Origin of the sequence: Marinococcus luteus, assembly GCF_900106595.1 — a bacterium.
Lineage (GTDB): Bacteria > Bacillota > Bacilli > Bacillales > Marinococcaceae > Marinococcus > Marinococcus luteus.
This window is the reverse complement of the sequence record NZ_FNNC01000004.1, coordinates 96,914-122,911: the sequence shown is the minus strand read 5'-3', so window position 1 is coordinate 122,911 and position 25,998 is coordinate 96,914. Positions and strand designations below refer to the sequence as shown.

The following is a 25,998-nucleotide window of genomic DNA, read 5'->3' as shown; positions in this document are numbered from 1 at the left end:
TCAGGAAAAAGAAGCACCGAAAAACATCAGAAGGACACTGCTGAAGCTGAGAACAAAAGAAACGTTTGCCACAAAGGAAAACCGCCGGTGCCAGAGAACGAACAGCTGGTCGAGCGTAAAAAATAAAACAGCGGCGAAAATGCCCATGAGTGCGATGTTCCAGTGCTGGGAAAAAGCATAAACAAAAGCTCCACCAATCATGTGCAGAACGAGGGAGACTTCGGGGATGCGCCTGAAGAAAAGGTTGGTAATCCAGTCTGAACAGATCGAAAGAATAGTGCCGTAAACAATAATTGGTACGAGGGAAAAAAAGCCATAGATCGTATAGCTGTGCATTAAATCAGCCAGGGTGCTGCTGCCGTTTGTCGTAAAGGGGAGGACAAAGGCCATAACAAACAAAAAGAGTGCCCAGACAGCCAGTGAGGTATGCAGTTTATTCATCAACGATCCCCCCTGAGGTATTTAAGTTTGTATTACCGCTTTCATATAGAACTAAACCCGTATATGTGTTTGAGGGGAAAAGCTTCTGTTTCTGATGGAAAGGGAGGATGTGATACGATAGGAAAGAAATTTTTAACGAAGGTACAAAGAAAGGATTAGACAATGATTTGGACAATAACTCCCTGGGTTTTTTACGTCATCTGCGCTATTGTTACACTAATAATAGGAGGAGTGGCAGGGTATGCGCTGCACCGGGCTGGCGCTAACCGGTCAAAGCGGATAGAACGGCTGCTTTCCCCGCTGCTCGCTGTGTTTATGGTGGGATTATTTTTTTATTTGAGCTTCAGTTTTGCCGACCGTCTGCAGCCGGGGGAACAATTAATAACCTCCGACAGCCTTGAAGAAGCGCAGGAAACGAAAGCAATTATCCCCCTGGGCTCTTACGCGGTGCTCGATAACGTGTATGCTTTTGGATATTATAAAAGCGACCAGTGGGATGGCAGCGATGTTCTCGTCCGTGTTCAGGTAACGGGCGAAGAGGCCTTTCTGGAATCGTACGAGCCTTATATAGCTGGAAACGGCCTGTTTTTTAACCACTCCCGTGTGGAGTTTGAAGAAGCGTATGAGAAGGAATGGCGGGCACCCGCCCAGGAAGCCGAAAGCCGGCTGCTGAACGGGGGGAGCCTAGAGCTCGACGGAGTAACGATTGAAGCTGAGCAGACAGAATAGTGTTCAAGGAGGAAAATAATCATGCGGATCGCAGCAGTGGAACAAAACGGCCATTCTTTTCTTGCCGGATACGATGAAGAATTTGATGTGTATGTCGATTTAGAAATTGGGGAAAACGGTGATTTGAGAAAGTGGCTCGAGGAAACCGTCAACGGAAAGGCCCTGCTTATAGAGCGTTGGCAGGATTATGCAGAAAGCCGTCACCAATTCAAAACGCATGCTGCCGAAAATGTAAAAGTACTTCCGCCGGTTAAGCGGGAAGGGCAGAACATTATCTGTATCGGAAAAAATTATGCTGATCATGCTGCAGAAATGGGGGCGCAAAATGCTCCGGAGGCACCGCTGGTATTTACGAAATCGTCTTCCTCATTAATCGCGGATGGTGAGACTGTAGAATTGGACGAATCATTTACAAAAGCTCTGGATTACGAAGGGGAAATAGCTGTAGTTATTGGAAAAGCCGGAAGGCGGATTTCAAAAGAAAATGCATCGGATCACGTGTTTGGCTACACCTTGTTCAATGATATTACTGCCCGGGACGTACAGAAGCGTCACCAGCAGTTTTTCCTTGGCAAAAGCGGAGATACCTACGGCCCAATCGGCCCGTATGTTACTGTTGGTCCCTCCAGCCAGCCGTCAGACTGGACGCTGGAGACTTATGTAAATGGAGAAAAAAGGCAGTCCGGGAGTATGTCGGATCTTATCTTTGATATTGCAGAGCTGATCGAACAATTATCCAGAGGTATGACGCTCCGTCCGGGGGATGTTATTGCCACAGGCACGCCGGCTGGTGTCGGCTCAGGGTTCAATCCTCCTAAGTATTTAAAGGACGGGGACGCTGTAGATGTTCATGTGGAGGCGATTGGTACGCTTTCCAATAAAGTAAAAAAAGTATAGCTTACGCAATGCCCGAACCGTACTGCGCCTGAAGAAGCAAAAAGAGCGGAGCAGCGTGCAGAAACTGTTTGACGTCGATGCCGATCCGGTCTGTCACCTTGTCGAGCCGGTATTTCAGCGTATTCCTGTGCAGGTGGAGCCTTTTGGCAGTGGCGCTGCTGTTTAAGTTTTCCAGGAAGAAAGTATAAAGAGTGTGCATTAATTCTTCATCCTGTTCAAGGCCGCTGAGAGCATAATGGAGCAGTTCTTTTTTAGAGAACCGGGTATTTTCAATCATATGAATGCAGGGCAGGGCTTCAAAGGGGGCAAAAGAGCGCCTGGAGGGCTGTTGCTCCTGAAGAAACGAAAACATCTCCTGTTCCTGCTGATAAATTAAACGGATATTTTCACTGCGGTATACCTTTCTTCCGTAATAAACAGAAGCATCGACCATTGTGTCTCCCATCAGCAGGCTTGATAATTCCTGGGCCTCAAATACCTCTTCCTCGTCTGAGTTATCATCCGGGATAACAGCAAGAAGCTTTTCATCCCCGATGACGGTAAGAGTGACAGAGCGCTGGTAATATTCAAGAAGGGTATCGTGAATATCGTTTTTCCAACGGTAAAGGCTGGACCCTTCAAGAAATAAAAAACGAAACGACTCGGGGATCTGCTCAGGAAGCGTATCACTTTTTGCCTGAAGATAGGCCGCCCACGGAGAATCTTCCCGGCTCCCGGGGGAGACAGGCGTGAGCACAGTTTCGAGCAGCTGCTTCTCCCGGGTGGAAACGGATTGGATGGGAAGAGCCATTTGTGTACCGTCCGGAAGCCTGTAATAAAGGTGGTGTTCGGGCTGGGTGATTTCCTTCCAATGCTCCTGGGGCACTGCTTCTGGAAATAGCGAAATAATATCATTATGCAAGCTGACCGCCTCCTATTCTTACATTATTGTATCAGACACGGATTATTCTAAGGTACAAGACTTTTAATGAATCGGGGCACAGATGATAGAATGAACCAGAGAGTTAAAATAGAAAGGGTGAACGAGAGTGGCTTATGAATTAGAAGGAATCCGTCAGCTGGACGTAGACGAGCTGAAAGAACAATATAATAACGGTAAAAAAACACCGATCATGATTGATATAAGAGAGCCGGGCGAATATGAAGAACGTCATATACCGGGTGTCCCTCTTCTTCCAATGAATCAGGTTCCTGAAGTGATCGATCAGTTTAAAAAAGATGAATCATACGTGTTTATCTGCCGAAGCGGTTCGAGAAGCCAGCATACGGCCCAGTATTTTCAGGACAACGGGATTGAAAATGTTTATAATTTTGCCGGGGGGATGCTCGCCTGGGATGAAGAAACGAATTCCGGCATGGAAAATCCGTTGAAGGACGTAAACGATTTATATAAAAAGTAACCAAGAAGAAGCTGCAGAGTAATTTCTGCAGTTTTTTTATATAACAGCTTCCATAATTTTCACTGAAAAAGCCGAGCGTGGCTTCTTTTCTATCAAGATGAAGGGTTTAGTATGAACTGATTTGGGAAATAGCGAAAAAGAGCATTGAATTAAGTTGATTGAGACAGGAGGCGTATTGTATGCAGAAAAATAGTATTTTATGGACCGTGTTGACAGCACTGATTGTTGGCGCAGCCGTTTATTTCCTGAAAGACGGAGAAACAAGAGCGCAGGTGAAAGACGTATCAAAACGTACGGCGGCCAAGGTAGGCGGCAAAACGAAAGAAGAAGAAGATAAAGAATTGAATGAAACAGTAGGTAACCCGAACCCTCAGGATTTTGAAGATAACAAAATGGTTTCTGAAGGTGCTCAATACTCTGTACTTCATTATGAAGAAGCAGAAGAAAAAGATGAAGAACCGCTCGAGACAGCCAAGGAAAAAGATGAAAAATAGGCAACGGAAAGACAGCTGTCAAAGTGCTTAATGCACGCAGTTGTCTTTTTTTGTTATTTAAGCTTATTGAAGGAAATGGAAGGCTTCGGTCTTTTCAATAATTGCTTTACTGGGGTACAATATTCAGAGTGTACTACTATAACGGCTGTAAAGGATGGATTGGCATGATTACTATCGAAAAGCAAACTATCGCAGATATTCCCAGCCTGCATATTTCCAGGCAGGCAGATAAACATCATCCGCAGCCGACGGTTTTATTTTGGCATGGCTTTGGCAGCAGTAAAGAGCAGAATCTTTCTTTTGCCTATTATTTGGCAGGAAACGGGATACGGGTCGTTCTTCCGGATGCTCTATATCACGGAGAACGTGAAAGTGATATGGATGCCGGCAGAAGAACCTATGCGTTTTGGGATATTGTCATGCAGGCAGTGGAAGAAACCGAATCGCTGCTGAATGAAATGACTACATATGAATGGATTGACAGCGGCCGTATGTATGTTTCCGGTACCTCTATGGGAGGAATCATTTCATGCGGGGCACTCAGATCCTTCGAGTGGATCCAGGGGGGCATGATCATGATGGGGTCGCCGTCCTGGAAAGCAATGGCCGAAGAACAGATACGTTCATTAAAGAAAACATCTGACTGGGAGTTCTCGGAACGCGAGGAGCAGGAGCTGTTAGATAAACTGGCTACGTATGATCTCTCCCTTGCTCCCGCCAAAGTGGAAGCAAAACCTATCTTTTTTTGGCATGGAAAAGAAGATGACGTTGTACCTTACGAATTATCGTACCGCTTTTATGAACGTCTTCCGGACAGAGCTTCCTCGGGACAGGCTTATTATCTGCAGCAGGAAGCGGGTCATAAAGTAACGAGAGAAGGGATGATTGCGGCTTCGGAATGGGCTGCTTCCCATATTTAAAGTGAACGTGCAGCAGAAAGGAGGACAACTATGCTTACAAGCCATTCATCTATTGTATCGGAAGTCATACGTGTTCTGGTTATCGTATTCGGGGCTTTGATTATGGCAGTCGGCCTGAACCTGTTTTTGGAGCCGGCAAATGTATTTGCGAGCGGAGCCACCGGGATTGCGCAGATTATTGCAGGTTTTCTGCCGCTTTCCACTGGGGTGCTCTTGTTTTTAATTAATATACCGATTGCTATGCTCGGCTGGTTTAAAGTAGGGCGGCTGTTTACGTTCTACAGCTTTTTGCACGTAGCGCTGACGACATTTTTTCTTGACCTTATACCTATTACTGAACTTTCAGGAGACATTTTATTAAACAGTGTCTTTGGCGGGGCGATTACAGCCGCCGGAGCTGCCGTGGCCTTGAAATGGGGGGCTTCTGCGGGAGGTCTGGATATTGTGGCCCTGGTACTGGCCCGTATGGGGGACCGTCCGGTAGGCACGTATTTCATGCTGCTGAACGGAATCATTGTTATAGCAGCCGGGTTTCTGTATAACTGGGAAAGTGCTTTATACACCCTGGTAACGCTCTATGTCGGCTCAAGGGTCATAGATACTATTCACACACGGCACGTAAAGCTTACTGCTTTAATTGTAACGAAAAACCCGGACGAGATGCGGGATGCTATTCATCAAAATCTGACCAGGGGGATCACGCGAATTCCTGCCCGGGGAGGATTTGATGCGAGCGAAAAAGAAATATTAATGACAGTGATTACACGTTATGAAATGTACACGCTTCAGCAGGTAGTTCAGGAGGCAGACCCGGAGGCATTCACAAACATTATCAACACGACAACTGTGTTTGGTTTGTTCCGTAAAGACGACTAATCAAAATAAAAGCCGGGAAGTGAGAGAGATGGCCTTAAAAAAGTGGTTAGCTGCAGCACTGGTATGTTTCTGTACGCTCTCTGCTGCTGCGTGCGGCAGCGAACAGACTGCTGAAGAGCCTTCCGCCGGAAGTCTGGAAGCTTCAATGATAAAAAGTGATTGGGAGCTTGCCGGCACTCTGGATACTGAAAACAACACCTGGCATTTGGAATTTGAAAATACGGGCAATGGAGAAATGAAGCTGGATTTTCCGGACGGCCAGGAAATAGAAGTTATTATTAAAGAAGAGGGCGTATCCGAACCAGTTTATATATATTCGGAGGGAAAGGTGTTTACGCAGGCGGAGAAATCTGTGGAGGTTAGTGCCGGAAATATACGAAGGTGGGACGAAGAGCTTGATGCAGATCTTCTCGATCCTGAAAATTCGTACCGGGCAGAATTCCGGATCCTTGCTGAAAATCTGGATGCTCCGGCTTTGGAAACATCTAACACCCCGTAAGTGCAGGAGCTGGCAAAGCTCCTGCTTTTTAGCGTCAATAAATAAAAAAAGCAGCGAGAGAAAGCAAACCGATGGTGCCGCAAATGATAGCAGTGAATCTGCCGCCTATAAGAGCGATCAAAAAGGCCGTGCAGAGACCGAACAGGCCGAACCAGACATCAGGCGGGGAACGCAGGGCCCCCGGAAGCAGCAGAGCTCCAAGCGCCGCGTACGGGATGAGCTGGAGCGCCTGCTGCACGGAGACGGGCAGGCGGTTAACATTTAGCGAAAAGAAAGGAACAACTCTCGTTACATATGTAATAACGCCCATTCCAATGATTAAAAGAAGCAAGTTCATGACTGACTCCCCTTTTTCTGCTTAAAGGAACTGACATATACGACAATAACGACTGAGGCAGTCATTGCAGCTGGAACAGCCCATCCTGAAGAAAGCCAGGTCCCAAGAAAAGTGTTGATAGCTGCGCTTAGGCCAGCGGTGTAAAGAGCCATCCGGTATTTTAAAATTGCGGGAAACAACAGCGCTGCAAAAAGGGCATATAAGGCAAAATCCATGCTGATCTGCAGATAATCGGGAAAGAAGGCACCAAAATAATATCCGGCACATGAAAAAGTAACCCAGCTGATATATGCTGCCAAAAAGACCCCAATCCCGAAAAATACGTTCGTTTTATTCCTTCTGGCAGAGAGCAGCGCGAAGACTTCATCTGTTAAACCAAACGCTAAAACAGCCTGTTTCCATTTAGAAGCAGAGAAAAGGAATTGTTTGGCAGAAGCACTCATCAATAAATGGCGGATATTTATGAGGAACGTAGAAATCCAAATGCTGTATAAACCAGCCCCGGCAGTAATCAGCCCAATAGCCATATACTGGGCGGCGCCGGAAAAAATGATAATACTCATAAGTGCTGTTTCATAAATGGAAAGACCGCTGTTGGCGCCAAGCAGCCCAAATCCCAAAGCTGCAGGAACATAACCGGCGGCGATAGGAAGCCCCTGAGTAAGGCCGCTGGCCCAGGAGTGTTCTAATGGAGCCGTATTATTCATAAGGAACTCCTTTCTATTTAATTATAATATATTTTTGTATGTTATATTATACAACAGAGGTGAAAAAATGAAAGAATCAATTGGAAAAGAAATCGGCAAAACATTACGGCAGCTTCGCCATGAGCGTGGGTGGAGTCTGGATAGACTGTCTGAAGCAACAGGTGTAAGCAAGCCGATGCTTGGACAGATTGAGCGCGGGGCATCGAACCCGACGATTACGACGCTGTGGAAGATTGCAGAAGGGATGGGTGTAGGGTTTTCCACGTTTCTGCAGCAAAAGCGGCCGGACATGGAATTTGTTTCCGCTGATCAAACTGAATGGCTTGAAGGGGAGAACGGCTACGCAGTCCGGAATATTTTTTCCAAACACGAGCAGGCTCCAGTCGAATGGTATGAATTTGTGCTGGCTTCAGGGGGAAGCCATTATTCCTCTGCCCACCCATTTGGAGTAGAAGAATACATTATTGTAAACGAAGGGCGGATGGAAGTGCAGACGAAAGAGGCAAGTAAACAATTAATGGGTCCGGATGACGCGCTGCGCTTCCGGGCCGATCATAACCACGCCTATATTAATGCCGGTCCGGAAAAAGTCAAAGGTGTTCTTATGCTTTTTTATACAGCTTACCGGCAATAAAAAAAGCCTTCCCATTGGAGGGAAGACGGAACTTAAAAACGAAAGCCGTAGCGCTTGGAAATAACGTCGTAAAAGCCGAGGGAATTATACAATGCTTTTGTGGCTGCGTTGTTCACGCCGGTTTCGAGCTCAATGCCTTTGATGTCATTATGCTCTGCCCAGTAAATAATTTTTAGCAGTAGTTTCTTGGCAATACCCCGGTTCCGGTACTGCTGATCCACGTAGAGATCATTCAGCCAGACATAATAGCCTCCCTTTTCAAGACTGATGCCAATATTTAAAAAAGCAGCTCCGACAATCTGCTCCTCTGTTTCGGCTACAAAAATATGGGCGGTGGAATCGGAGTCAAGGGAAAGATCGATAGCCCGCTGCAGAAACCGGTAAGCATCCTTCATGCCGATGGAATCCATCTGCCCCATGAGCAGATCTGCTATTTGATTTCTCACGTACTGTTCGGTATCTGTAGGTACTTTATACACCTGCATCGTTTGAACACATCCTTATTCAAAATCACGCGTTTAATTTTTAAAAAGCACCGTGTCGTCCGCAGAAAGCTTTAACCGCTCTTCTAAATAATGGGCGATGCCGTCTTCTTCATTTGTACCAATAACTTCATTGGCCACTGATTTTGTGTCTGCACTGGCATTCCCCATTGCGAGGCCGGTTCCGGCGGCTTCAAGCATTTCCAGATCATTATCCTCATCCCCGAAAGCAATCACATCCTCCATCGAGAGCCCCGCATAGGCAGCGACTTTTTCGAGGCCGTTTGCTTTATGATTTCCCTTTTTTATAATTTCAATCATATGGTGGGGCTCTCCCCACGAGCGCTGATGCATCCCCTTGGCTTCACTGGATGAAAGCAGGTCCTGCAGACGCTCTGCTGTACCTTCCTGGGGATATACAAGCAGGGAAGTAGGAGAGTTTGGAAGCACTCTTTCAAGTTTTCCGGCTCCGGTTACCGGTCCCTGGAAAGCCAGAAGATCAATAAAGGATTCATCATGCTCATCCATATACACCTCATCGAGCACTTCGGCGAGCATGTTTTGAACATTTAACGTCCGGCAGGTCTCAATCACTGTCCGGGCCAGATCCAGGTCAAGCGGTTGATGGAAGGAGCGGAAAGAGCGATCGGCCGGGTGATGCACATACGCTCCGTTGAAGTTAACGATAGGTGTAGAAAGGCCGAGCTGCTGATAGTACATTTTACTGGCCCGGTATGGTCTGCCGGTAGCGATGGCTATTGTATGTCCGGCTTGTTTAGCCTGCTGGATTACTTTCCAGGTCTTTGTGGAAATTGTTTTATCATCTTTTAGAAGCGTCCCGTCTAGATCAAGAGCTATCAAATGTTTTTTCATAAAAACCTCTTCTTTCCTGATGGAAATATAAATGTATTCGTACGACTGTATAGAAACAGCGCCGCTAAACACGATCCGCTCTTTATTTTACTGGAATACAGGCAAAAAGAAAAGAAAAGGAATAACGGCCATGGGAGAAAAAAGATGAAAGCTTACCAGTCATTTATACATCAAATGTACATTTTCATACATAAATTATATTCTTCCAAAAAAGGCTGAACAAATAGAAAAACCTTAATAAACTCAGCTTATGACGGAAAAGAAAAAATATGAAGAAAAAATAAAAATACAGTTGCATTAATATATATTCAGACTTATAATAATCACCAGAACATATTGTATAAAGATAAATAGAGGTGCAACTTTATGAATACAGCTATTATTGGAGCAACTGGCTACGGAGGAGTGGAATTAATACGCATGCTGGCCCAGCACCGCGGCGTTGAACAAATAGATGTTTATTCCTCCTCGAAGCAAAACACGAAGCTTTCTGATATGTATCCGCATATGAAAGATTTATATAATGAAATTCTGCAGCCGCTTGAGACGGCTGACTGGTCCGCCTATGACGTTGTATTTCTTTCCACGCCGCCCGGTATATCAGCGGAGTGGAGCGAAACCATTGCAGCGCAAACCAGGGTGATTGATCTGTCCGGGGATCTGCGGCTGAAGAACGCAAAAACTTACGAACAGTGGTACCAGCGCCAAGGCGCACCGGAGTCCCTGCTTCAGGAGGCTGTCTACGGTTTGACGGAATGGAACAGAGATGAAGTGGCAGGCACTTCTCTTTTATCAAATCCGGGATGCTATCCGACAGCGGTGCTTCTTGGTCTTCTGCCGCTGGTGGATAAGGATGTTATTGATCCTTCAAACATCATTATCGACGCAAAAACAGGTACTACAGGAGCGGGACGGACACCGTCCGAAACTACTCATTTCAGTGAAATGGATGGGAATTTTAAAATTTATAAAGTGAATGAGCATAAGCACACACCGGAGATTGAACAGGCACTGGACATGCATACGGGTGGAAACCACCCTGTTACGTTCAGCCCTCACCTGGTGCCGATGACGAGGGGGATTTTAGCTACTATGTATGTGCCGCTTACCGATGGGACAAAAAGCGGGCATATAGAAGAGCTGTTTCATCAGGCATATGACAAAGAGCCCTTCGCCAGAATACGTGGAGAAAAAACATTTCCAGCGACAAAAGAAGTATATGGAAGTAATTTTTGTGATATCGGCTGGACAGTGGACGAGCGCACCAGCCGGCTGACGGTCGTTACAGTAATTGATAACTTAGTTAAAGGCGCCTCCGGGCAGGCGATACAAAATATGAATGTGATGCTGGGAGCAGATGAGAAAGAAGGGATTTCTCAGCTTCCGGTTTATCCATAAGAAAGGAAGAAAAATCATGGTAGAGGCATCGACAGCAGAGCAGGTAATAGAAGTATCGGGAGGAAGCATTTTAAGTCCTGCCGGTTTCTCCGCAGCGGGTATTCATACAAAGGTCAAAAGAAAAAGAAAAGATCTCGGAGCTATTATTTGTGACGTGCCAGCGTCGAGTGCCGCTGTATATACGTTAAATAAAATTCAGGCAGCACCGCTGCAGGTGACGAAAGAAAGCATTGCCAAAGAGGGGAAGCTCCGGGCAATCGTCGTCAACAGTGGAAATGCCAATTCATGTACAGGCAGACAGGGACTCGAAGACGCCTATACCATGAGAAAAAACAGTGCCGAAAAATTCGGTCTGCCGGAACATCAGGTAGCGGTAACTTCTACTGGTGTGATCGGCGAAGCGATGCCGATGGATAAAATAAATGAAGGCATTGCACACCTCGAGCCGGAAACCGGATTTGAACGGGCGCAGGATTTTAATGAAGCAATCATGACCACAGATGTTGCCGGAAAGCACGCATGCTTTCAGACGTGGGTGGACAATAAAGCAGTGTTTATCGGAGGCGTAGCGAAAGGATCCGGAATGATACATCCGAATATGGCCACGATGCTCGGGTTTGTGACTACGGATGCTGCAATTGCACCTGATCATCTGCAGACGGCGCTTTCGGAAATAACGAACAAAACGTTTAACCGGATTACGATTGACGGCGATACGTCAACGAATGACATGGTAGTCGTCATGGCCAGCGGCAAGGCGGAAAACAGTCCGCTGCATCCCGGTCATCCTGACTGGAACGCGTTCGTTACCGGATTGAAAGAGACATGTGAATCCCTTTCGAAAAAAATTGCAAGAGACGGGGAAGGCGCCACCAAGCTGATTGAAGTGAAGGTCGAAGGCGCCGCTACAGATAAAGAAGCCGGCCAGGCAGCCAAGCAGATCGTTGGATCAGACCTGGTGAAAACCGCTGTATACGGTACAGACGCCAACTGGGGGCGGGTGATTGTCGCTCTCGGCTACAGTGAAGTAGAGCTTGATCCGGACACTGTGGATATATCAGTAGGGCCGATGGAAACCTTGAAAGCAAGCACCCCGGTTCATTTTTCCGAAGAGGATGCAAAAGCGTACCTGGAAAATGACACGGTGGAGATAACGGTGAACCTCCATGTGGGGAATGGAAGCGGCAAAGCATGGGGATGCGACCTGACCTATGATTATGTAAGAATTAACGCCGGATACCGGACGTAAGGAAAGAAGGAGGAGAAGAGCATGAACAGCATCACTGTAGTCAAATGCGGCGGTTCCACGGTGAACAAACTGACAGCTGAATTTTTCAAAAGTATAGCTGCCATGAAAGAAAAAGGCATGAATCCGGTGCTTGTGCACGGGGGAGGCCCTGAAATCAACCGTATGCTTGAACAGATGCAGATTGAGTGTGAGTTTGTAAATGGGCTGCGAAAAACAACGCCCGAGGTACTTGAAGTAGCTGAGATGATTCTGTCCGGAAAAGTAAATAAATGCCTCGTTTCCTCCCTTCAATCCGCCGGCGCTCCGGCGTTTGGCATGTCCGGTATTGACGGAGGACTTCTGGAAGCAGAGCAGGTGGCCGATCAGGATCTCGGACTCGTCGGCAACGTCGTGAACGTTAATACCTCCTGCATACATTCTATGCTTGAAAGTGGATTTGTCCCGGTGATCGCTCCTATTGCAGCGGATGAAAACGGCAAAAAATTAAATGTGAATGCTGACGCGGCTGCTTCGGCTGTCGCTCAGGCAGTAGGCGCAAAAGAGCTCCTGTTTATTACAGATGTTGAAGGCGTGCTTATCGACGGAAGCAAAGCTGACTATATTCACGCAGAGAAGCTTGAGCAGCATATCCGCGACGGAGAAATTTACGGCGGCATGATACCGAAAGTTCAGGCGGCAGCAGCAAGCCTGACCGGTGATTTGGAAAAAGTCGTTATTGCCGGCGCAAACGGACACACAGATAAGGCAGAAGGAAAGCTGAAGGGAACGGCAATAATCAGAGAACAGGTCCAGGCTCCGTCCCTGACTTGAAAGGAGGAGAACAATGCAGCAGACAGAACAGAAATCACATCTATTTGAAACGTACAAAAGATGGGAACTCACTTTTTCGCACGCGGAAGGCTCTACCGTAACGGATAAAGAAGGTAGAGAATACACGGACTTAATGGCTGGAATCAGCGTTGTCAATCTTGGTCACGGTGATCCCGATGTGATAAAGCATGTAGAGAAACAGCTGCACGCTGGATGGCACGGCTCCAATTTTTTTCAATATGAACAGCAGGAGCGCACTGCAGAGCTTTTGACGAAGCTTACGGGCTTAGACCTTGTATTTTTTGCAAACAGCGGTACGGAAGCAAATGAAGCAGCTATAAAGTGCGCCAGAAAATATACCGGACGTACGAAAATCCAAAGCTTTGTCCAGTCTTTTCACGGGCGGACATACGGAAGCATGGCAGCAACCGGCCAGGATGCCATTCATCAGGGCTTCGGCCGCATGCTAGAAGACTTTGAATATTTACCGTATAACGAGGTGAATGCACTGGAGAAAGCTGTGGACGAAAACACAGCGGCAATCATGCTTGAGCCGGTGCAGGGCGAGGGCGGTGTCATTCCGGGAGATCCGGCATTTATTCAAAAAGCCGCAGCGCTTGCGAAGCAGCACGGGGCACTGCTGATTGTAGATGAAGTACAGACAGGCCTGGGACGTACCGGTACGATGTTTGCCTATGAGCAGGCGGGCGTGGAGCCAGATATCGTAACGACGGCGAAGGCTCTTGGCAACGGGTTTCCGGTAGGGGCGATGATTGGCAAAGGATATTTACAGGAAGCCTTTGGTCCCGGGGCCCACGGTTCTACATTTGGTGGAAATCCGCTTGCTATGGCTGCAGTAGAGGGAACGCTTCAAAAGCTGATGAGTATCAACGCTCCGAAAATGGCAGCAGAAAAGGGGCGCTTTTTCACGAACCTTCTTGAAGAAAAAATAGCCTCCCTGCCCGCGGTGAAAGAAATACGCGGCCCGGGACTTATGATCGGCATAGAGCTTACGGAAAGCGCGGCACCTTACGTACTCGCAATGCAGAAAAAAGGATTTCTGCTGATTGCAGCAGGGCCTAACACTTTGAGGCTTCTGCCGCCACTGACAATTTCGTACGATGACTTGGAAAAAGCCGCAGCAGCACTGACAGAAGTGCTTGAAAAATAAAAAACGTACCAGGAGGGTTTGTAGATGAAAAGTTATATAAAATTGGAAACAGGCGAAATATTTGAAGGCAGCTGGCAGCAAGCCTTTCCGGATACGTATGGGGAAATTGTATTTTTTACAGGAATGACCGGCTATCAGGAAGTGATGACAGACCCTTCCTTTCACGGTCAAATAGTTGTTTTTACCTATCCGTTAATCGGAAATTACGGTGTGAATCCAACAGACAATGAAAGTACGCAGCCACAGCCGGCAGGTATCATTGTCAGCGAAGCCTGCGGCACTTCGGGTCATTATGAAGGAGACCAGACACTCGCGGAGGCAGCGCTTGCGGCCGGAATTCCCGTTATGGAAAACGTGGACACGCGGGCTTTGGTCAAAAACATCCGGGAAAAAGGCGATATGGGTGCTGTAATGAGCGGGAATCCAGAATCTGTGAATGTAGGGGAATATGAGCCGCTCGGAGAGCGCGATGTGATTGATACCGTAACGGTGGACAAACAGATAACGGTCGGCAGCGGCGACCGCCATGTTGTATTGATGGACTTTGGCTACAAACAGTCGATGGTGGACCAGCTGAACAAAAAAGGATGCAAGGTTACGATTGTGCCCTATGATACGCCGAAGGAAACAATTGAAGGTCTGGCTCCTGACGGCCTGCTGTTTTCCAACGGCCCCGGCAACCCGAAGCAGCTTGAACATTATTTGAGCACCTATAAGGAGCTTGCCGAAACCTATCCGACTTTGGGCATCTGCCTGGGTCACCAGCTCCTCGCGCTTGCGTTTGGCGGGGAGACGGAAAAACTGCGTTTTGGCCATCGCGGCGCCAATCAGCCGGTGCAGGATCTGGAAACGAACAAAGTGTTTATGAGCTCTCAAAATCACAGCTATGTTGTCACCGATGAGTCTCTTCCAAAAGAGTCTTTCCGGATAAAATACAAAAACGTCAATGACGGTTCAGTAGAGGGCATGATGCATACAAAGTTTCCAATCATGACAGCACAGTTTCACCCGGAAGCCCATCCGGGTCCGGCAGACAGCGAAGAAATTTTTGATGAATTTTTGGAAACGATAGAGAATAAAGGGAGAGAAGCCACCTATGCCTAGAGATAAAAAAATAAACAAAGTACTGGTGATCGGTTCTGGTCCGATCGTCATTGGGCAGGCTGCAGAATTTGATTACTCAGGCACCCAGGCATGCCTGGCGCTGCGGGAAGAAAACATTGAAGTTATACTGCTGAACAATAACCCGGCAACCGTAATGACAGATAATACCTGTGCTGACAAAGTATATTTTGAGCCGCTTACCGTAGAAACAGTGGAGAGGATCATTGAACAGGAGCATCCGGATGGAGTGCTGGCAACCCTTGGCGGACAGACCGGATTAAACCTCGCGCTTGCTTTTTCCGAACAGCAGACGCTCGAAAAGCATGGGGTGGAGCTTCTCGGTACGCCGATCGAGTCCATCCGGCAGGGAGAAGACAGAGAAGCATTCCGCGCGCTTATGCATGAACTGGACGAGCCGGTACCTGAAAGCGAAATTGTGGAGAAAAAGGATGAAGCACTGGCTTTTGCGGAAAGAACCGGCTATCCGATTATCGTGCGCCCGGCGTACACCCTTGGCGGAGGCGGGGGCGGCATCGCCCAGAATGAAAAGGAACTTCGCCACATCATCGAAGGCGGGCTGGAGGCAAGCCCGATTCATCAATGCCTGGTGGAAAAGAGCATAGCCGGGTTTAAAGAAATTGAATACGAAGTGATGCGGGATGCCAATGACACGTGCATCACCGTGTGCAACATGGAAAACATTGATCCGGTGGGTGTTCATACCGGAGATTCCATTGTCGTGGCGCCGTCCCAGACGCTGACGGACGTAGAGTACCAGATGCTTCGGAGCTCTTCGTTAAAAGTTATCCGGGCTCTTGGCATTGTAGGCGGATGTAATATTCAGTTCGCGCTCGACCCGGTCAGCAAGCAGTACTATTTGATCGAAGTAAATCCGAGAGTGAGCCGTTCTTCCGCTCTTGCTTCTAAAGCAACCGGCTATCCGATTGCGCGCATGGCAGCCAAGATCAGCATAGGGTATCACCTGCATGAGTTGTTAAACCCGGTCACCGGGCATACGTATGCAAGCTTTGAACCGGCGCTCGACTATGTAGTGGTGAAGTTTCCGCGCTGGCCGTTTGATAAATTTTCCTACGCAGACCGCACGCTCGGGACGCAGATGAAGGCGACGGGAGAAGTCATGGCCATCGAAAGAAATCTGGAGGCTGCTCTGCAGAAAGCGGTAAGGTCACTTGAAATCAAACATGACGGACTGGCTCTGCCGGAATGCAGGGAAACGGCTGATGAAAATATTTTGAACGAAATCCTGCAGCAGAACGATAAGCGGTTCTTTTACATTATGGAATGGCTTCGCCGTGGCGGGGATATGGAAACAATCCATGAAAAAACCGGCATTCAGTATTTTTTCCTTCGGACCTTTGCTACCCTTATTCAAAAGGAAAAAGATATTGCAGGACTTTCCTGGGAAAATTGGAGCGAAGAGCAGCTGCTGATATGGAAAAAGGCTGGTTTTACAGACGAACAGCTGCACGCCCTCTCAGGGGTGGAAACTGGAGAAATACTCCAGCTGCGGGAAAAGCTGAACATGTTCCCTTCCTACCACATGGTGGATACGTGCGCAGCGGAATTTACCGCAGAAACACCATACTACTATTCCAGCTGGTACAAGGAAAGCGACCGTCAGGCTGAACCGGTCGAAAATAAAGTGCTGGTCGTCGGTTCCGGCCCGATCCGGATCGGGCAGGGCATTGAATTTGATTACTGCTCGGTGCACGGGGCGCGGGCATTGAAAGAAGCAGGCTACGAAGCGGTAATTGTAAACAACAACCCTGAAACGGTAAGCACCGACTTTGAAATGGCGGACCACTTGTACTTTGAGCCGCTCACGGCAGAGGATGTGCTTCACGTAGCCAGGGAAGAACACGTAACGAAAGTAATCGTGCAGCTTGGCGGGCAGACCGGGATATCGCTGACTGAGTCGCTTGAACAGGCAGGAATGGAAGTGCTTGGCACGACGTCTGATATTATTGATCAGCTCGAAGACAGGGACCGCTTCTACCAGTTTATGAAGCAGGTGAACGTTCCGCATATTCCGGGAGTTTCCGGCCACAGCAGAAAGGAAACGCTAAAGCAGGCAGAAGAAATCGGGTATCCGGTGCTTCTCAGACCTTCCTACGTGATCGGCGGCCGCGGCATGGCGATTGCGACCAAAGAAGAAGAACTGGTGGAATATATTGAAGATCCGGCCAACGATATTGAATACCCAATATTAATTGACTCCTATAAGCCGGGAACAGAGCTTGAAGTGGATGTGTTAACGGACGGCAAAGACATATGGATACCTGGTATATTTGAACACGTAGAGGAAGCAGGTGTTCATTCAGGCGATTCCATGGCTGTAACACCTCCGTTCAGCATCAGTGAAGAGGTAAAGCAGCTTCTGGTGGACTATACGCAGAAAATTGCGGAAGGCATGAATTTTCACGGTATCTTTAATATCCAGTTCGTCTACGATGCCGGCGAATTGTACGTAATTGAAATAAATCCAAGAGCATCGCGGACGGTGCCGGTCTTTGCCAAAATCACCGGCGAAAAAGTGATTGAAGGGGCGGTGCACCTGCTGCTTGGTCATTCACTTAACACATGGACAAATGAGAAAGGGCTTCACGAAGAACCGGGCTATTACACAGTGAAAGCCCCGGTCTTTTCCAACGATAAATTAAGCGGGCTTGATCCAGTACTGGAAGCAGAAATGAAATCCACTGGGGAACTGATCGGTATATCAAAAGATCTTTCCGGCGCCTTCCAGAAAGCATTTGCCTGGTCGGAAACGCAAATACCTCTTCTATTTAAGAAAACTGGAAGTGTCTACTGCGAAATTGCGGACGGGGAATACGACAAAGCAAAACCATCCCTGGACAAGCTCGAAGGCATGGGTTACACATTAGTGTTCCCGCAGCACACGCCGTTTGATGAATGGATTTACTCAGAGGATGCTTCAGCGTTTATCAGTATTCCGGAGATCGGCCATAAAACAGGAAAAGAGCGCCGCCAGAAAGCGTTAATTGAACGTAAAACGATCGTAACGAATGCACGTACGCTGAGTGTGATGGTTCAGGCGATTCAGGGAGCGCCGGAGCTGCCTGCGCCAATCGAATCGTGGCTGCAAAATTACGCTTTGTCCGAAAAAGGAGTGTAGAAAATGGCAACAAATATGAACAATTCCGCCTCCCCCCTGCAGCAGCAGAGCGTTCTGACACTGCTTGATTTTTCCGCGGAGGAAATCAGACAGCTGCTTGAGCTGGCAGCAGACATGAAGAAAAATCCTGCCGCATATTATACCTATCTGGCGCATCGCTCCCTTGGAATGATTTTTGAAAATGCGTCGACGAGAACCCGCGTGTCCTTTGAGGTGGCTATGACTCAGATGGGAGGTCATTCTTTGTTTCTGAGCCCCCGCGACATGCAGATCGGCCGCGGGGAGCCGATCAAAGACACAGCTAAAGTGCTTTCGAGGTACGTTGACGCGTTGATGATCCGGACAAACGATCACGGGAAAGTCGAAGCACTCGCGGAGCATGCGGATGTACCGGTTATTAACGCCCTTACTGATCTGTATCATCCATGCCAGGCACTTGCCGATTTGCTGACTGTGCAGGAGCGGAAGGGGAGCTTCGAGGGCTTAAAAAGTGTCTTTATCGGAGATGGAAACAATGTCGCTCATTCCTGGATAATAGCAAGCGTGAAAATGGGAATGGATGCGGTGCTCGCAGCACCGGAAGGGTATGGCCCGGATCCCGGAGTCTGGAAGCAGATTGAGCAGGCAGCGGAGCAGTCGGGAGCATCTGTTTCCCGCACGAGAGACCCTGAGGAAGCGGCAAAAGGAGCGGACGTTATTTATACGGATGTATGGACGAGTATGGGCTATGAAGAGGAGCAGGCGAAACGCCTTGCAGCTTTTAAAGGCTTTATGATTTCTGAAGAGCTTACGGCAAAAGCTGCGGAAGACTATATCTTTTTGCACTGCCTTCCGGCCCACCGGGAAGAAGAGGTAGCGGCTTCGGTCATTGATGGTTCTCATTCAGCTGTTTATGATGAAGCGGAAAACAGGCTGCACGTGCAAAAAGCAATACTTGCTTCGGTCATCAGCTAAACCGGGGAAACCGTTCCTGTATATTAGGAACGGTTTCTTTTATGTGAAGAAAGGAGGATAATCACTTGGATTAGCGTGTTTCTGCTTGTATAATTGCCGGGAAGCCGGTAAGCAGCGGGAGGGATGACATGACAGTGAAACGTGCTGCAACAGGAGTGATTATTTTTATTTGCGTATTGATTGCTGTATATTTAGGCATCGTTTATTTTTTTCAGGGAAGCCAGACGACGGCCATTCTTACAGCTATCACGGGAGCGCTGATCGCCGAATGGACATACCACCGTTCGTTCGTAAAGGAATAAAGATTATATGAATAAAACGGCGTGCAGAAAGTAGACAACCGTGCGTGACTCGTATAAAATTATTCCCAGACTAATGAAAACATCCAGCCTGGTTCGTACATAGGCAGGGAGTATATACATGAAAATGCGGAAGATAACAAAGGAGAGAGTAGCATGAATGAAAACAGGCGAGTGGTTGTAACAGGAATGGGAACAGTCAACCCACTGGGCCAGACAGTGGAATCTTCGTGGAAAAATGCTGTTGATGGAGTCTCCGGCATCAGTGCTATCGAAAGGGTGGACGTCTCCGAGCTTCCGATGAAAATCGGGGGAGAAGTAACGGACTTCGATCCGTCGGCCTATTTGGAAAAGAAAGAGCTGCGGAAAATGGACCGCTTCACTCAGTTTGCTATTGTAGCTTCCATGCAGGCGCTTGAGGATGCGGGCTATACAATTACTGAAGAAAATGCAGCACGGACCGGTGTTTGGATAGGCTCCGGCATTGGCGGCATGGAAACATACGAGACCCAGTTTCAGAACTTTATGGAGCGCGGCTATAAACGCGTCAGCCCGTTCTTTGTACCGATGATGATCCCGGATATGGCTTCCGGCCAAGTGTCCATTTATACAGGTGCCAAAGGAGTGAATTCCTGTACGGTTACGGCCTGTGCCACAGGCTCCAACTCGATTGGAGACGCGTATAAAGTGATTCAGCGTGGCGATGCCGATGCCATGATTACGGGCGGCACAGAAGCTCCAATTACAAAAATGGCGATTGCAGGCTTTAGTTCGGCCAAGGCGATTACGATGAATGAAGACCCAAATACGGCGTCCCGTCCGTTTGATAAAAACCGGGACGGATTTGTAATGGGTGAAGGAGCGGGCATACTGATGCTTGAAAGCCTGGAATCCGCCGAAGCGAGAGGCGCAGAAATTTATGCTGAAATCGTCGGCTACGGATCTACTGGAGATGCGTATCATCTGACAGCGCCGGCGCCGGACGGTGAAGGTGCCCAGCGCTCCATGCAGATGGCTATGGACGATGCGGGACTTACAGCAGAAGACATTCAGTACATTAACGCCCACGGCACCAGTACGCAGTACAATGATAAATTTGAAACGACAGCTGTACGAAAGGTATTTCAGGACCATGCGGACAATGTATGGATGAGCTCAACAAAATCGATGACCGGTCATCTGCTTGGAGCGACCGGTGGTATTGAGGCTATATTCAGTATTCTTTCTTTAAAAGACAATGTAGTGCCGCCGACTATTAACCTGCACGAACCGGATCCTGAATGTGATCTCGATTACGTGCCAAACGAAGCCCGGAAAGGTGATATCCAGGCCGTTTTAAGCAATACTTTTGGATTCGGCGGACATAATGCTACCCTGGCATTTAAAAAATGGCAGGCATAAAAAAGTCTGGGCCTATGCGCCCAGGCTTTTTTACATTTAGGACTGATAGCTGTGAATAAGGGATTCAGCGTAATCCAGTGCTTCTCGGGAGGAAGTAATTTCTTCGTTGATAATGCCTTTTTCGGTTTCACTGATAATGAATTTATAAAGCGGTCCGGGACGGAGGCCGAGACGTTGAAGTTCAGCACCGGAAACCCACGGTGGCAGGTCCTGCCACTTGTCCTGGTATTGTCTGAGCAGAGCCGCTTTTTCCGGCTGTCCGGCGCTGTATTCAAGGCAGTAAGCAGCAATTTCAATAGAGAGAGGGGATACGCGGGCAGCAGTGTGGTGAAAATCACCGGGTTTTTCGATGGAGGCGTCCCAGCTTTCATCAAGCAGGTGATGCACGTGCCGGACAAGCTGTTTATCCTGTTTCCGGACGGCCACCCGCTCGGCAGAAAGCACCCTGCCGCTTTCCTGCAGAAATAACGGCAGCAGAGTCATAAACAAAGATGATTGGAGACTGGTAATATACGGAAGCATCCGTTCGGCCGAGTCGTCCCATACAGCACCAGGGAGAAATGCAGATAAAACGTCAAGCTTCTGGAGACGATAAAACAACTGACCGGGAGGCATTTCAGCGGTCAGGCGCTGGAATTCAGCGAGTATTCTATCTGTAGACAGCGCATGAATGGCATTAACCGCCTGCGCAATAAACGCTTCTGTTTCATGGTCCATCGCAAACCCAAAACGGTGTTCAAAGCGGACGGCACGGAGAATACGGGTCGGGTCTTCGACAAAGCTTAAATTGTGAAGTACCCGAATGGCTCCCCGTTTTAAATCATCGAGTCCTGAAAAGTGGTCGATGAGATCTCCAAACTCTTCGGGATGAAGAGCAAGAGCCATGGCATTGATCGTAAAATCCCTCCGGAACAGGTCTTCTTTCAAGGTGGAACTCTCCACGTCCGGCAGGGAACCGGGTTTTTCATAAAATTCAGTTCGGGAGCTTGCGATGTCCATTTTTAACCCGTCCGGCCAGATAATCGTAGCAGTGCCAAAAGCTTCGTGCTTGTGAAGTTCTCCGTTCCATTTGGAAGCAATGTCCGAGGCAAAGGCTATGCCGTCACCTTCAACGGCAATATCGATATCTTCATTTCCCTTTTGCAAAATAATATCGCGAACGACTCCGCCGATCAGATATGTGCGCAGATGCTGCCGGGCACCTTCCTCTCCGACGGCCTGAAGCCACTGTTGGATAGAGTCCGGCAGCGTCATGCGCATGTTTTCCTCCATATTGACGGTTTCGGAAGCAGTGGAATCTTCACGCAGCCGGGCAATGATATCACTGCGCGAGACGAGACCAATTAATGCCCCGCGGTGATCAATAATGGGAAGTCGGCCAACGTTATGGTGGACCATCTGCTGCTGCAGTTCTTCAAACCGGTGATAGGGGGAGGCGGTATGAAGATTGGAGCTCATGTAGCCTTTGACAGGAGCATGCCCAAGCTGGTGGTGCATGGCTTTATCAATATCACGGCGGGAAATAATGCCGACTAATTCGTATTGATCGTTTACTACCGGAAAGCCGCTGTGTCCATAACGGAGCACCATTTCTTCTGCTTCCCTGATCGTCGTTTCAGGCTTCAGTGTTTTTACAGGCCGGCTCATCAGCTCTTCTGCCGTAATGGAGCGGCCGACTGCCGACTGAAGCTGTGATTTGATCTGGTCGTAAACATCGTCGAGCAGCTGATCCTTGATAGTGGCCGAACCGGCACGGGAATGGCCGCCGCCTCCGAATGGGGCTAAAATGTCCGGGAGGTGAATGCGGTCGGTAGCCGAGCGCCCGATAACAAATATTTTCCCCTGGGCCCTGGTCAAAGTAATGACAGCGCTAGCGCCGGTCGTTTCTATTAAATTGGAGGTAACAGTGTTCAAGCCGCCGATATGCTTGTCGCCTGAATCGAATTTTGTAATCAACAGCTGAAGCCCTTCACGCTCAATCACCTCTGCTGCTCCGAGATAGGCCCGTAGAGCATACTGCTGATCCGGAGAAAGCGACTCCTCCATATATTGGCCGACAGTATCTAAATTCATGCCCTGCTCCATTAAAAATACAGCCGCCTGCAGATCTCTAAGCGTTGTACTCGGATAGACGAGCGATCCGGTATCGGTATACAGCCCGAGAGCAAAAAGGGTAGCTTCGACCGAAGTAAGAGAAAGCTGGCGCTGCATCAATTCTTCAATGAGAATAGTGACGGCAGCGCCAGTGGGTTCAATTCGGGCATCAATGGCCGCTTCCGTTGAATCAGGTGCTTCTTTATTTGTATGGTGATCATAAATGATCCAGTATGGAGCCGAGGAAAAGGTGAGGCCGTCCCTGGCCCGCTCCGGCTCGGAGACATCGGTTAAAATCACCGTATGCAGATCGTCCCAATCGATATGCCGGGAAGAAACAAACGGGAATTCATCCTTGAAAAGGGCGAGATACTCGTTGACTTCCTCGGACTGGTCATCCTGCAGAACGAGGCGGGCTTCCGGATAAAGTCTGGAAGCAGCTACAGCAGAAGCGAGGGCGTCAAAGTCCATATGGCGGTGGGTTAAAATTACATCCATGGCGGCTGTCTCCTTAGTCGTTATTTTTCACATGCATCAAATGGCTGTGGAAGTGATTGAGAGCCATAGTGAGAATGGCTTCGGGGCGCGTCTGGTCGGCCTCCATATTCACTTCGTCAAAATACCGGGTGATATCTTCAAGCTGGTCTTTCTGTTCTTTGTATAAGTGCACCTGCAGTACCCGGGTTTCGTTCGCAAGCTCCCGGGCAAGCTGATTGATTGAATGCTGCAGCTGTTCGGACTCTTTCAGCAGTTCACGCAGCTGTTTTTGCTTTTCTTCTCGTACAGTCACTTGCGACCCTCCATGTCCGATATGTGTTTTCCCTATACTAATACCCGGGAAGAAAAAAATAAAAGCTCCCGACTTGGGAGCTCCTACCGTTTTTTTCGTTCAAGACCCATGGCACGCTCTGCTTTTGCGAGCATTTTTGAGGAAGCCTGACGGGCCGTTTCTGCGCCTTTATCCAGGATGTCATCGAGCTCCGAAGAGTTCATCAGCTCCGCGTGGCGCTCCTGAAGCGGTACGAGAATATCAGCAACAGCGGCGCCGGTCTCTTCTTTAAGAGAGCCGTAGCTTTCTGAGCTGAGCTTCTGTTCCGCCTCTTTGATGCTGATGTTTTTAGAAATGGCATAAATAGTGAGGAGGTTGCTTACTCCGGGTTTGCTTTCAGGGTCGTAGCGGATTTCCCGTCCGGAATCAGTAACGGCGCTTTTCATTTTCTTCATGATCGTCTTTTCGCCGTCAAGCATGGATATAAAAGCCTTTTGATTAGAGTCAGATTTGCTCATTTTTTTCTCTGGGTTTTGAAGGGACATAATCCGTGCTCCGCTGCCCGCGATTTTTGTTTCCGGGACAGTGAATATATCGTTGTATTGCTGATTGAACCGTTCTGCGAGCGTTCGCGTCAACTCGAGGTGCTGCTTCTGGTCTTCCCCGACAGGAACAATATCTGTGCCATATAAAAGGATGTCCGCAGCCATCAGCGGCGGGTAAGTCAAAAGAGCACCGGGAACACCGGAGCGGCCCTCTGCTTTGTCTTTAAACTGGGTCATGCGCTCAAGCTCCCCGATATAGGCAATGCATTGCAGCATCCAGCCAAGCTGGGCGTGAGCAGGGACTTCCGATTGAATAAAAATGGTTGCTTTTTCGGGATCAAGTCCGGAAGCAATGTATAAAGCCGCGAGACTCCGGGTATTGTGCTGAAGCTCCTGCTTATTTTGCGGCACTGTAATAGCGTGCTGGTTCACAATACAAAAAAAGCTCCGATAGTCTTTCTGCAAATCCACAAAGTGTTTTATCGCCCCTAAATAGTTACCGATGGTGGGCGTGCCGCTCGGCTGGACACCGGAAAAAACGGTTTTCATAAGTATACATCCTTTCATTGTCAAAAAACTTATTTCTGCCGGCTTTTATACTTCAGGACAAGCACGGCGGCCCATTCAAATACGAGTAAAATAAAAAGCAAAAACCCCGGCCAGGCGGGAAAGTCTGGAAGTCGCGCCTGCAGGACAAGCGCAGCCACCCACAAGAAAGCTGTTACGGCCATCCATAAACGTATCCGGTCTGTCATAGCTTCATCACCACTCTGACCCGAGACCAATAAAAGTTAAATATGAAGCAATAAAATAAACGATGACAAGAGTGATGGCGGGCCAAAGGTAAAAGGCCGGCCTTCTACCTTTGTTGCCCCGGAGGACAGCGTAAAACACTATGACTGCGAGCAGCGTAATGCCGAGCGAAGTCACCAGATTTGTCCGGCTTGCTGCGGAAATAATTGGTTCGCCTCTATAGAAAATATCGCTCAGGGCAAGCAGAGTCAAATTGAAGAGGTTGCTGCCCAAAATAGACCCCAGGGCCAGATTGTAGTTTTTCAGCTTCATCGCCACATAAACAGAAACGGCTTCGGGGAGGGAGGTCGAAGCAGCGATTAAAAAACTTCCGATAAAACTCGAGCCAAGTCCGGTGATGACAGCGATCCGGTCACCGGTGGTAGTGAGAACAGTACCGGCAGCGAGCGTAAATAAAGCAGCGATAATAAACCCCGTGCCGGCCTGGCGCAGTGAGAGGTCAGGCTTTGGCACGTCCTGTTCTTCTTCGTCAGGAATCACGCCTTCATTCTGGCGGTTTGCCCAGACAATTCCTACTGCATAGCACACCAGAAGGATGAGCGCATCAACACCGACGCCAAAAATGCTCCAGGAAAGCTGCAGAAGAAAAGCCGCCCCCGTGACAAAAGCAAGCACGGCTCCCAGTCCGGCAGTATATGTATGACCTGGGGACACTCGGTTGAACAGCTTCTTGCGCCGATAAAAAATATCGAATACGGCAATGATAAGAATATTAAATAAGTTACTCCCAAGCACGTTTCCAACCGCAATGTCCGGGTTATCCAAAAACACGGCCGTTAAACTGGTGGTAACCTCGGGCAGGGAAGTGGCTCCGGCCAGCAAAAGGGTACCGACCATCATACCGCCAAGAGAGGATTTTTCACTGATGATGTCAGAGTACGAAGACAGTTTGGTGGCTGCGATGACTGTAACGACAGCTGCCAAAAGAAAGAATAAAAAGACCAA

27 protein-coding genes are annotated in these 25,998 nt (G+C 48.4%); 17 read left to right on the top strand and 10 right to left on the bottom strand.

What is annotated here, in order from left to right:
* A complete protein-coding gene (locus BLV22_RS09825) occupies window positions 1-441 on the bottom strand; it encodes a hypothetical protein (protein WP_091614591.1) in 441 nt (146 codons plus the stop codon).
* Between the two features lie 231 nt (window positions 442-672).
* Between BLV22_RS09825 and BLV22_RS09820 the strand changes: the two genes are divergently transcribed.
* Both BLV22_RS09820 and BLV22_RS09815 read left to right on the top strand, forming a co-directional pair.
* Complete coding sequence (locus BLV22_RS09820) at window positions 673-1,170, top strand: hypothetical protein (protein ID WP_091614589.1); 498 nt, start codon at window positions 673-675, stop codon at window positions 1,168-1,170.
* A gap of 21 nt (window positions 1,171-1,191) precedes the next feature.
* Window positions 1,192-2,067: a fumarylacetoacetate hydrolase family protein gene (locus tag BLV22_RS09815; protein WP_091614586.1), complete on the top strand. Its 876-nt coding sequence runs from the start codon at window positions 1,192-1,194 to the stop codon at window positions 2,065-2,067.
* Window position 2,068: 1 nt separating this feature from the next.
* On the opposite strand, the gene BLV22_RS09810 is transcribed toward BLV22_RS09815, so the two are convergent.
* Window positions 2,069-2,968 carry a PucR family transcriptional regulator gene (locus tag BLV22_RS09810; protein WP_091614583.1) on the bottom strand — a complete coding sequence of 300 codons (900 nt, stop codon included), beginning with the start codon at window positions 2,966-2,968 and terminating at the stop codon, window positions 2,069-2,071.
* A gap of 127 nt (window positions 2,969-3,095) precedes the next feature.
* Between BLV22_RS09810 and BLV22_RS09805 the strand changes: the two genes are divergently transcribed.
* The 5 genes from BLV22_RS09805 to BLV22_RS09785 all read left to right on the top strand — a co-directional run bounded on the left by BLV22_RS09805 (window position 3,096) and on the right by BLV22_RS09785 (window position 6,256).
* Entirely contained in the window at window positions 3,096-3,467 is a 372-nt protein-coding gene (locus BLV22_RS09805) for a rhodanese-like domain-containing protein (protein ID WP_022793219.1), read from the top strand.
* 179 nt (window positions 3,468-3,646) lie between these two features.
* Entirely contained in the window at window positions 3,647-3,961 is a 315-nt protein-coding gene (locus BLV22_RS09800) for a hypothetical protein (protein WP_091614580.1), read from the top strand.
* 164 nt (window positions 3,962-4,125) lie between these two features.
* Entirely contained in the window at window positions 4,126-4,881 is a 756-nt protein-coding gene (locus tag BLV22_RS09795; RefSeq protein WP_091614577.1) for a serine aminopeptidase domain-containing protein, read from the top strand.
* 30 nt (window positions 4,882-4,911) lie between these two features.
* A complete protein-coding gene (locus BLV22_RS09790) occupies window positions 4,912-5,757 on the top strand; it encodes a YitT family protein (protein ID WP_091614574.1) in 846 nt (281 codons plus the stop codon).
* Window positions 5,758-5,785: 28 nt separating this feature from the next.
* Window positions 5,786-6,256 carry a BsuPI-related putative proteinase inhibitor gene (locus BLV22_RS09785; protein WP_091614571.1) on the top strand — a complete coding sequence of 157 codons (471 nt, stop codon included), beginning with the start codon at window positions 5,786-5,788 and terminating at the stop codon, window positions 6,254-6,256.
* 34 nt (window positions 6,257-6,290) lie between these two features.
* Here the strand turns inward: BLV22_RS09785 and BLV22_RS09780 are convergent, their stop codons facing one another.
* Together BLV22_RS09780 and BLV22_RS09775 are read right to left on the bottom strand one after the other, a co-directional pair.
* Entirely contained in the window at window positions 6,291-6,593 is a 303-nt protein-coding gene (locus BLV22_RS09780; protein WP_091614568.1) for an AzlD domain-containing protein, read from the bottom strand.
* Window positions 6,590-7,300: an AzlC family ABC transporter permease gene (locus BLV22_RS09775; RefSeq protein ID WP_091614566.1), complete on the bottom strand. Its 711-nt coding sequence runs from the start codon at window positions 7,298-7,300 to the stop codon at window positions 6,590-6,592. Before BLV22_RS09775 ends, BLV22_RS09780 begins: the two co-directional genes overlap by 4 nt.
* Window positions 7,301-7,367: 67 nt before the next feature.
* Here BLV22_RS09775 and BLV22_RS09770 point away from each other — a divergent pair, with 67 nt between their 5' ends.
* Window positions 7,368-7,934 (top strand): helix-turn-helix domain-containing protein, encoded by a 567-nt coding sequence (locus tag BLV22_RS09770; RefSeq protein ID WP_091614563.1) that lies wholly within the window; start codon window positions 7,368-7,370, stop codon window positions 7,932-7,934.
* 32 nt (window positions 7,935-7,966) lie between these two features.
* Here BLV22_RS09770 and BLV22_RS09765 read toward each other — a convergent pair whose 3' ends face one another.
* Together BLV22_RS09765 and BLV22_RS09760 are read right to left on the bottom strand one after the other, a co-directional pair.
* Window positions 7,967-8,419 (bottom strand): GNAT family N-acetyltransferase, encoded by a 453-nt coding sequence (locus tag BLV22_RS09765; RefSeq protein WP_022793227.1) that lies wholly within the window; start codon window positions 8,417-8,419, stop codon window positions 7,967-7,969.
* Window positions 8,420-8,452: 33 nt separating this feature from the next.
* Window positions 8,453-9,289 (bottom strand): Cof-type HAD-IIB family hydrolase, encoded by an 837-nt coding sequence (locus BLV22_RS09760; RefSeq protein WP_091614562.1) that lies wholly within the window; start codon window positions 9,287-9,289, stop codon window positions 8,453-8,455.
* Between the two features lie 366 nt (window positions 9,290-9,655).
* On the opposite strand from BLV22_RS09760, the gene argC reads away from it, so the two are divergent.
* The 9 genes from argC (at window position 9,656) to fabF (ending at window position 20,832) form a co-directional block, all read left to right on the top strand.
* Complete coding sequence (gene argC, locus BLV22_RS09750) at window positions 9,656-10,687, top strand: N-acetyl-gamma-glutamyl-phosphate reductase (RefSeq protein ID WP_091614556.1); 1,032 nt, start codon at window positions 9,656-9,658, stop codon at window positions 10,685-10,687.
* A 16-nt stretch (window positions 10,688-10,703) separates the two neighbouring features.
* Window positions 10,704-11,936: a bifunctional glutamate N-acetyltransferase/amino-acid acetyltransferase ArgJ gene (argJ, locus tag BLV22_RS09745; protein WP_091614553.1), complete on the top strand. Its 1,233-nt coding sequence runs from the start codon at window positions 10,704-10,706 to the stop codon at window positions 11,934-11,936.
* A gap of 21 nt (window positions 11,937-11,957) precedes the next feature.
* Window positions 11,958-12,746 carry an acetylglutamate kinase gene (gene argB, locus BLV22_RS09740; protein WP_091614550.1) on the top strand — a complete coding sequence of 263 codons (789 nt, stop codon included), beginning with the start codon at window positions 11,958-11,960 and terminating at the stop codon, window positions 12,744-12,746.
* A 13-nt stretch (window positions 12,747-12,759) separates the two neighbouring features.
* Window positions 12,760-13,917, top strand: coding sequence for an acetylornithine transaminase (locus BLV22_RS09735; RefSeq protein ID WP_091614548.1), 1,158 nt, complete (start codon window positions 12,760-12,762; stop codon window positions 13,915-13,917).
* Between the two features lie 24 nt (window positions 13,918-13,941).
* Entirely contained in the window at window positions 13,942-15,021 is a 1,080-nt protein-coding gene (locus tag BLV22_RS09730; RefSeq protein WP_091614545.1) for a carbamoyl phosphate synthase small subunit, read from the top strand.
* Window positions 15,014-18,178 (top strand): carbamoyl-phosphate synthase (glutamine-hydrolyzing) large subunit, encoded by a 3,165-nt coding sequence (locus tag BLV22_RS09725; protein WP_091614542.1) that lies wholly within the window; start codon window positions 15,014-15,016, stop codon window positions 18,176-18,178. The genes BLV22_RS09730 and BLV22_RS09725 overlap by 8 nt, the downstream gene beginning before the upstream one ends.
* A gap of 3 nt (window positions 18,179-18,181) precedes the next feature.
* Entirely contained in the window at window positions 18,182-19,132 is a 951-nt protein-coding gene (argF, locus tag BLV22_RS09720; protein WP_091614540.1) for an ornithine carbamoyltransferase, read from the top strand.
* 128 nt (window positions 19,133-19,260) lie between these two features.
* On the top strand, window positions 19,261-19,434 hold the full coding sequence (locus tag BLV22_RS15055; protein ID WP_176967735.1) for a hypothetical protein: 174 nt from the start codon (window positions 19,261-19,263) through the stop codon (window positions 19,432-19,434).
* Window positions 19,435-19,587: 153 nt separating this feature from the next.
* Window positions 19,588-20,832 (top strand): beta-ketoacyl-ACP synthase II, encoded by a 1,245-nt coding sequence (gene fabF, locus BLV22_RS09715; protein ID WP_091614537.1) that lies wholly within the window; start codon window positions 19,588-19,590, stop codon window positions 20,830-20,832.
* 36 nt (window positions 20,833-20,868) lie between these two features.
* On the opposite strand, the gene BLV22_RS09710 is transcribed toward fabF, so the two are convergent.
* The 4 genes from BLV22_RS09710 to BLV22_RS09695 form a co-directional block, all read right to left on the bottom strand.
* The gene (locus tag BLV22_RS09710; RefSeq protein ID WP_091614534.1) at window positions 20,869-23,424 is read right to left on the bottom strand and encodes a CBS domain-containing protein; all 2,556 of its coding nucleotides are present in this window, start codon (window positions 23,422-23,424) and stop codon (window positions 20,869-20,871) included.
* A 13-nt stretch (window positions 23,425-23,437) separates the two neighbouring features.
* Window positions 23,438-23,716 (bottom strand): hypothetical protein, encoded by a 279-nt coding sequence (locus tag BLV22_RS09705; RefSeq protein WP_091614531.1) that lies wholly within the window; start codon window positions 23,714-23,716, stop codon window positions 23,438-23,440.
* Between the two features lie 83 nt (window positions 23,717-23,799).
* Window positions 23,800-24,789, bottom strand: a complete 990-nt coding sequence (gene trpS / locus BLV22_RS09700) for a tryptophan--tRNA ligase (RefSeq protein WP_091614528.1) — start codon at window positions 24,787-24,789, stop codon at window positions 23,800-23,802.
* A gap of 213 nt (window positions 24,790-25,002) precedes the next feature.
* Window positions 25,003-25,998 (bottom strand): sodium:calcium antiporter, encoded by a 996-nt coding sequence (locus BLV22_RS09695; RefSeq protein WP_091614525.1) that lies wholly within the window; start codon window positions 25,996-25,998, stop codon window positions 25,003-25,005.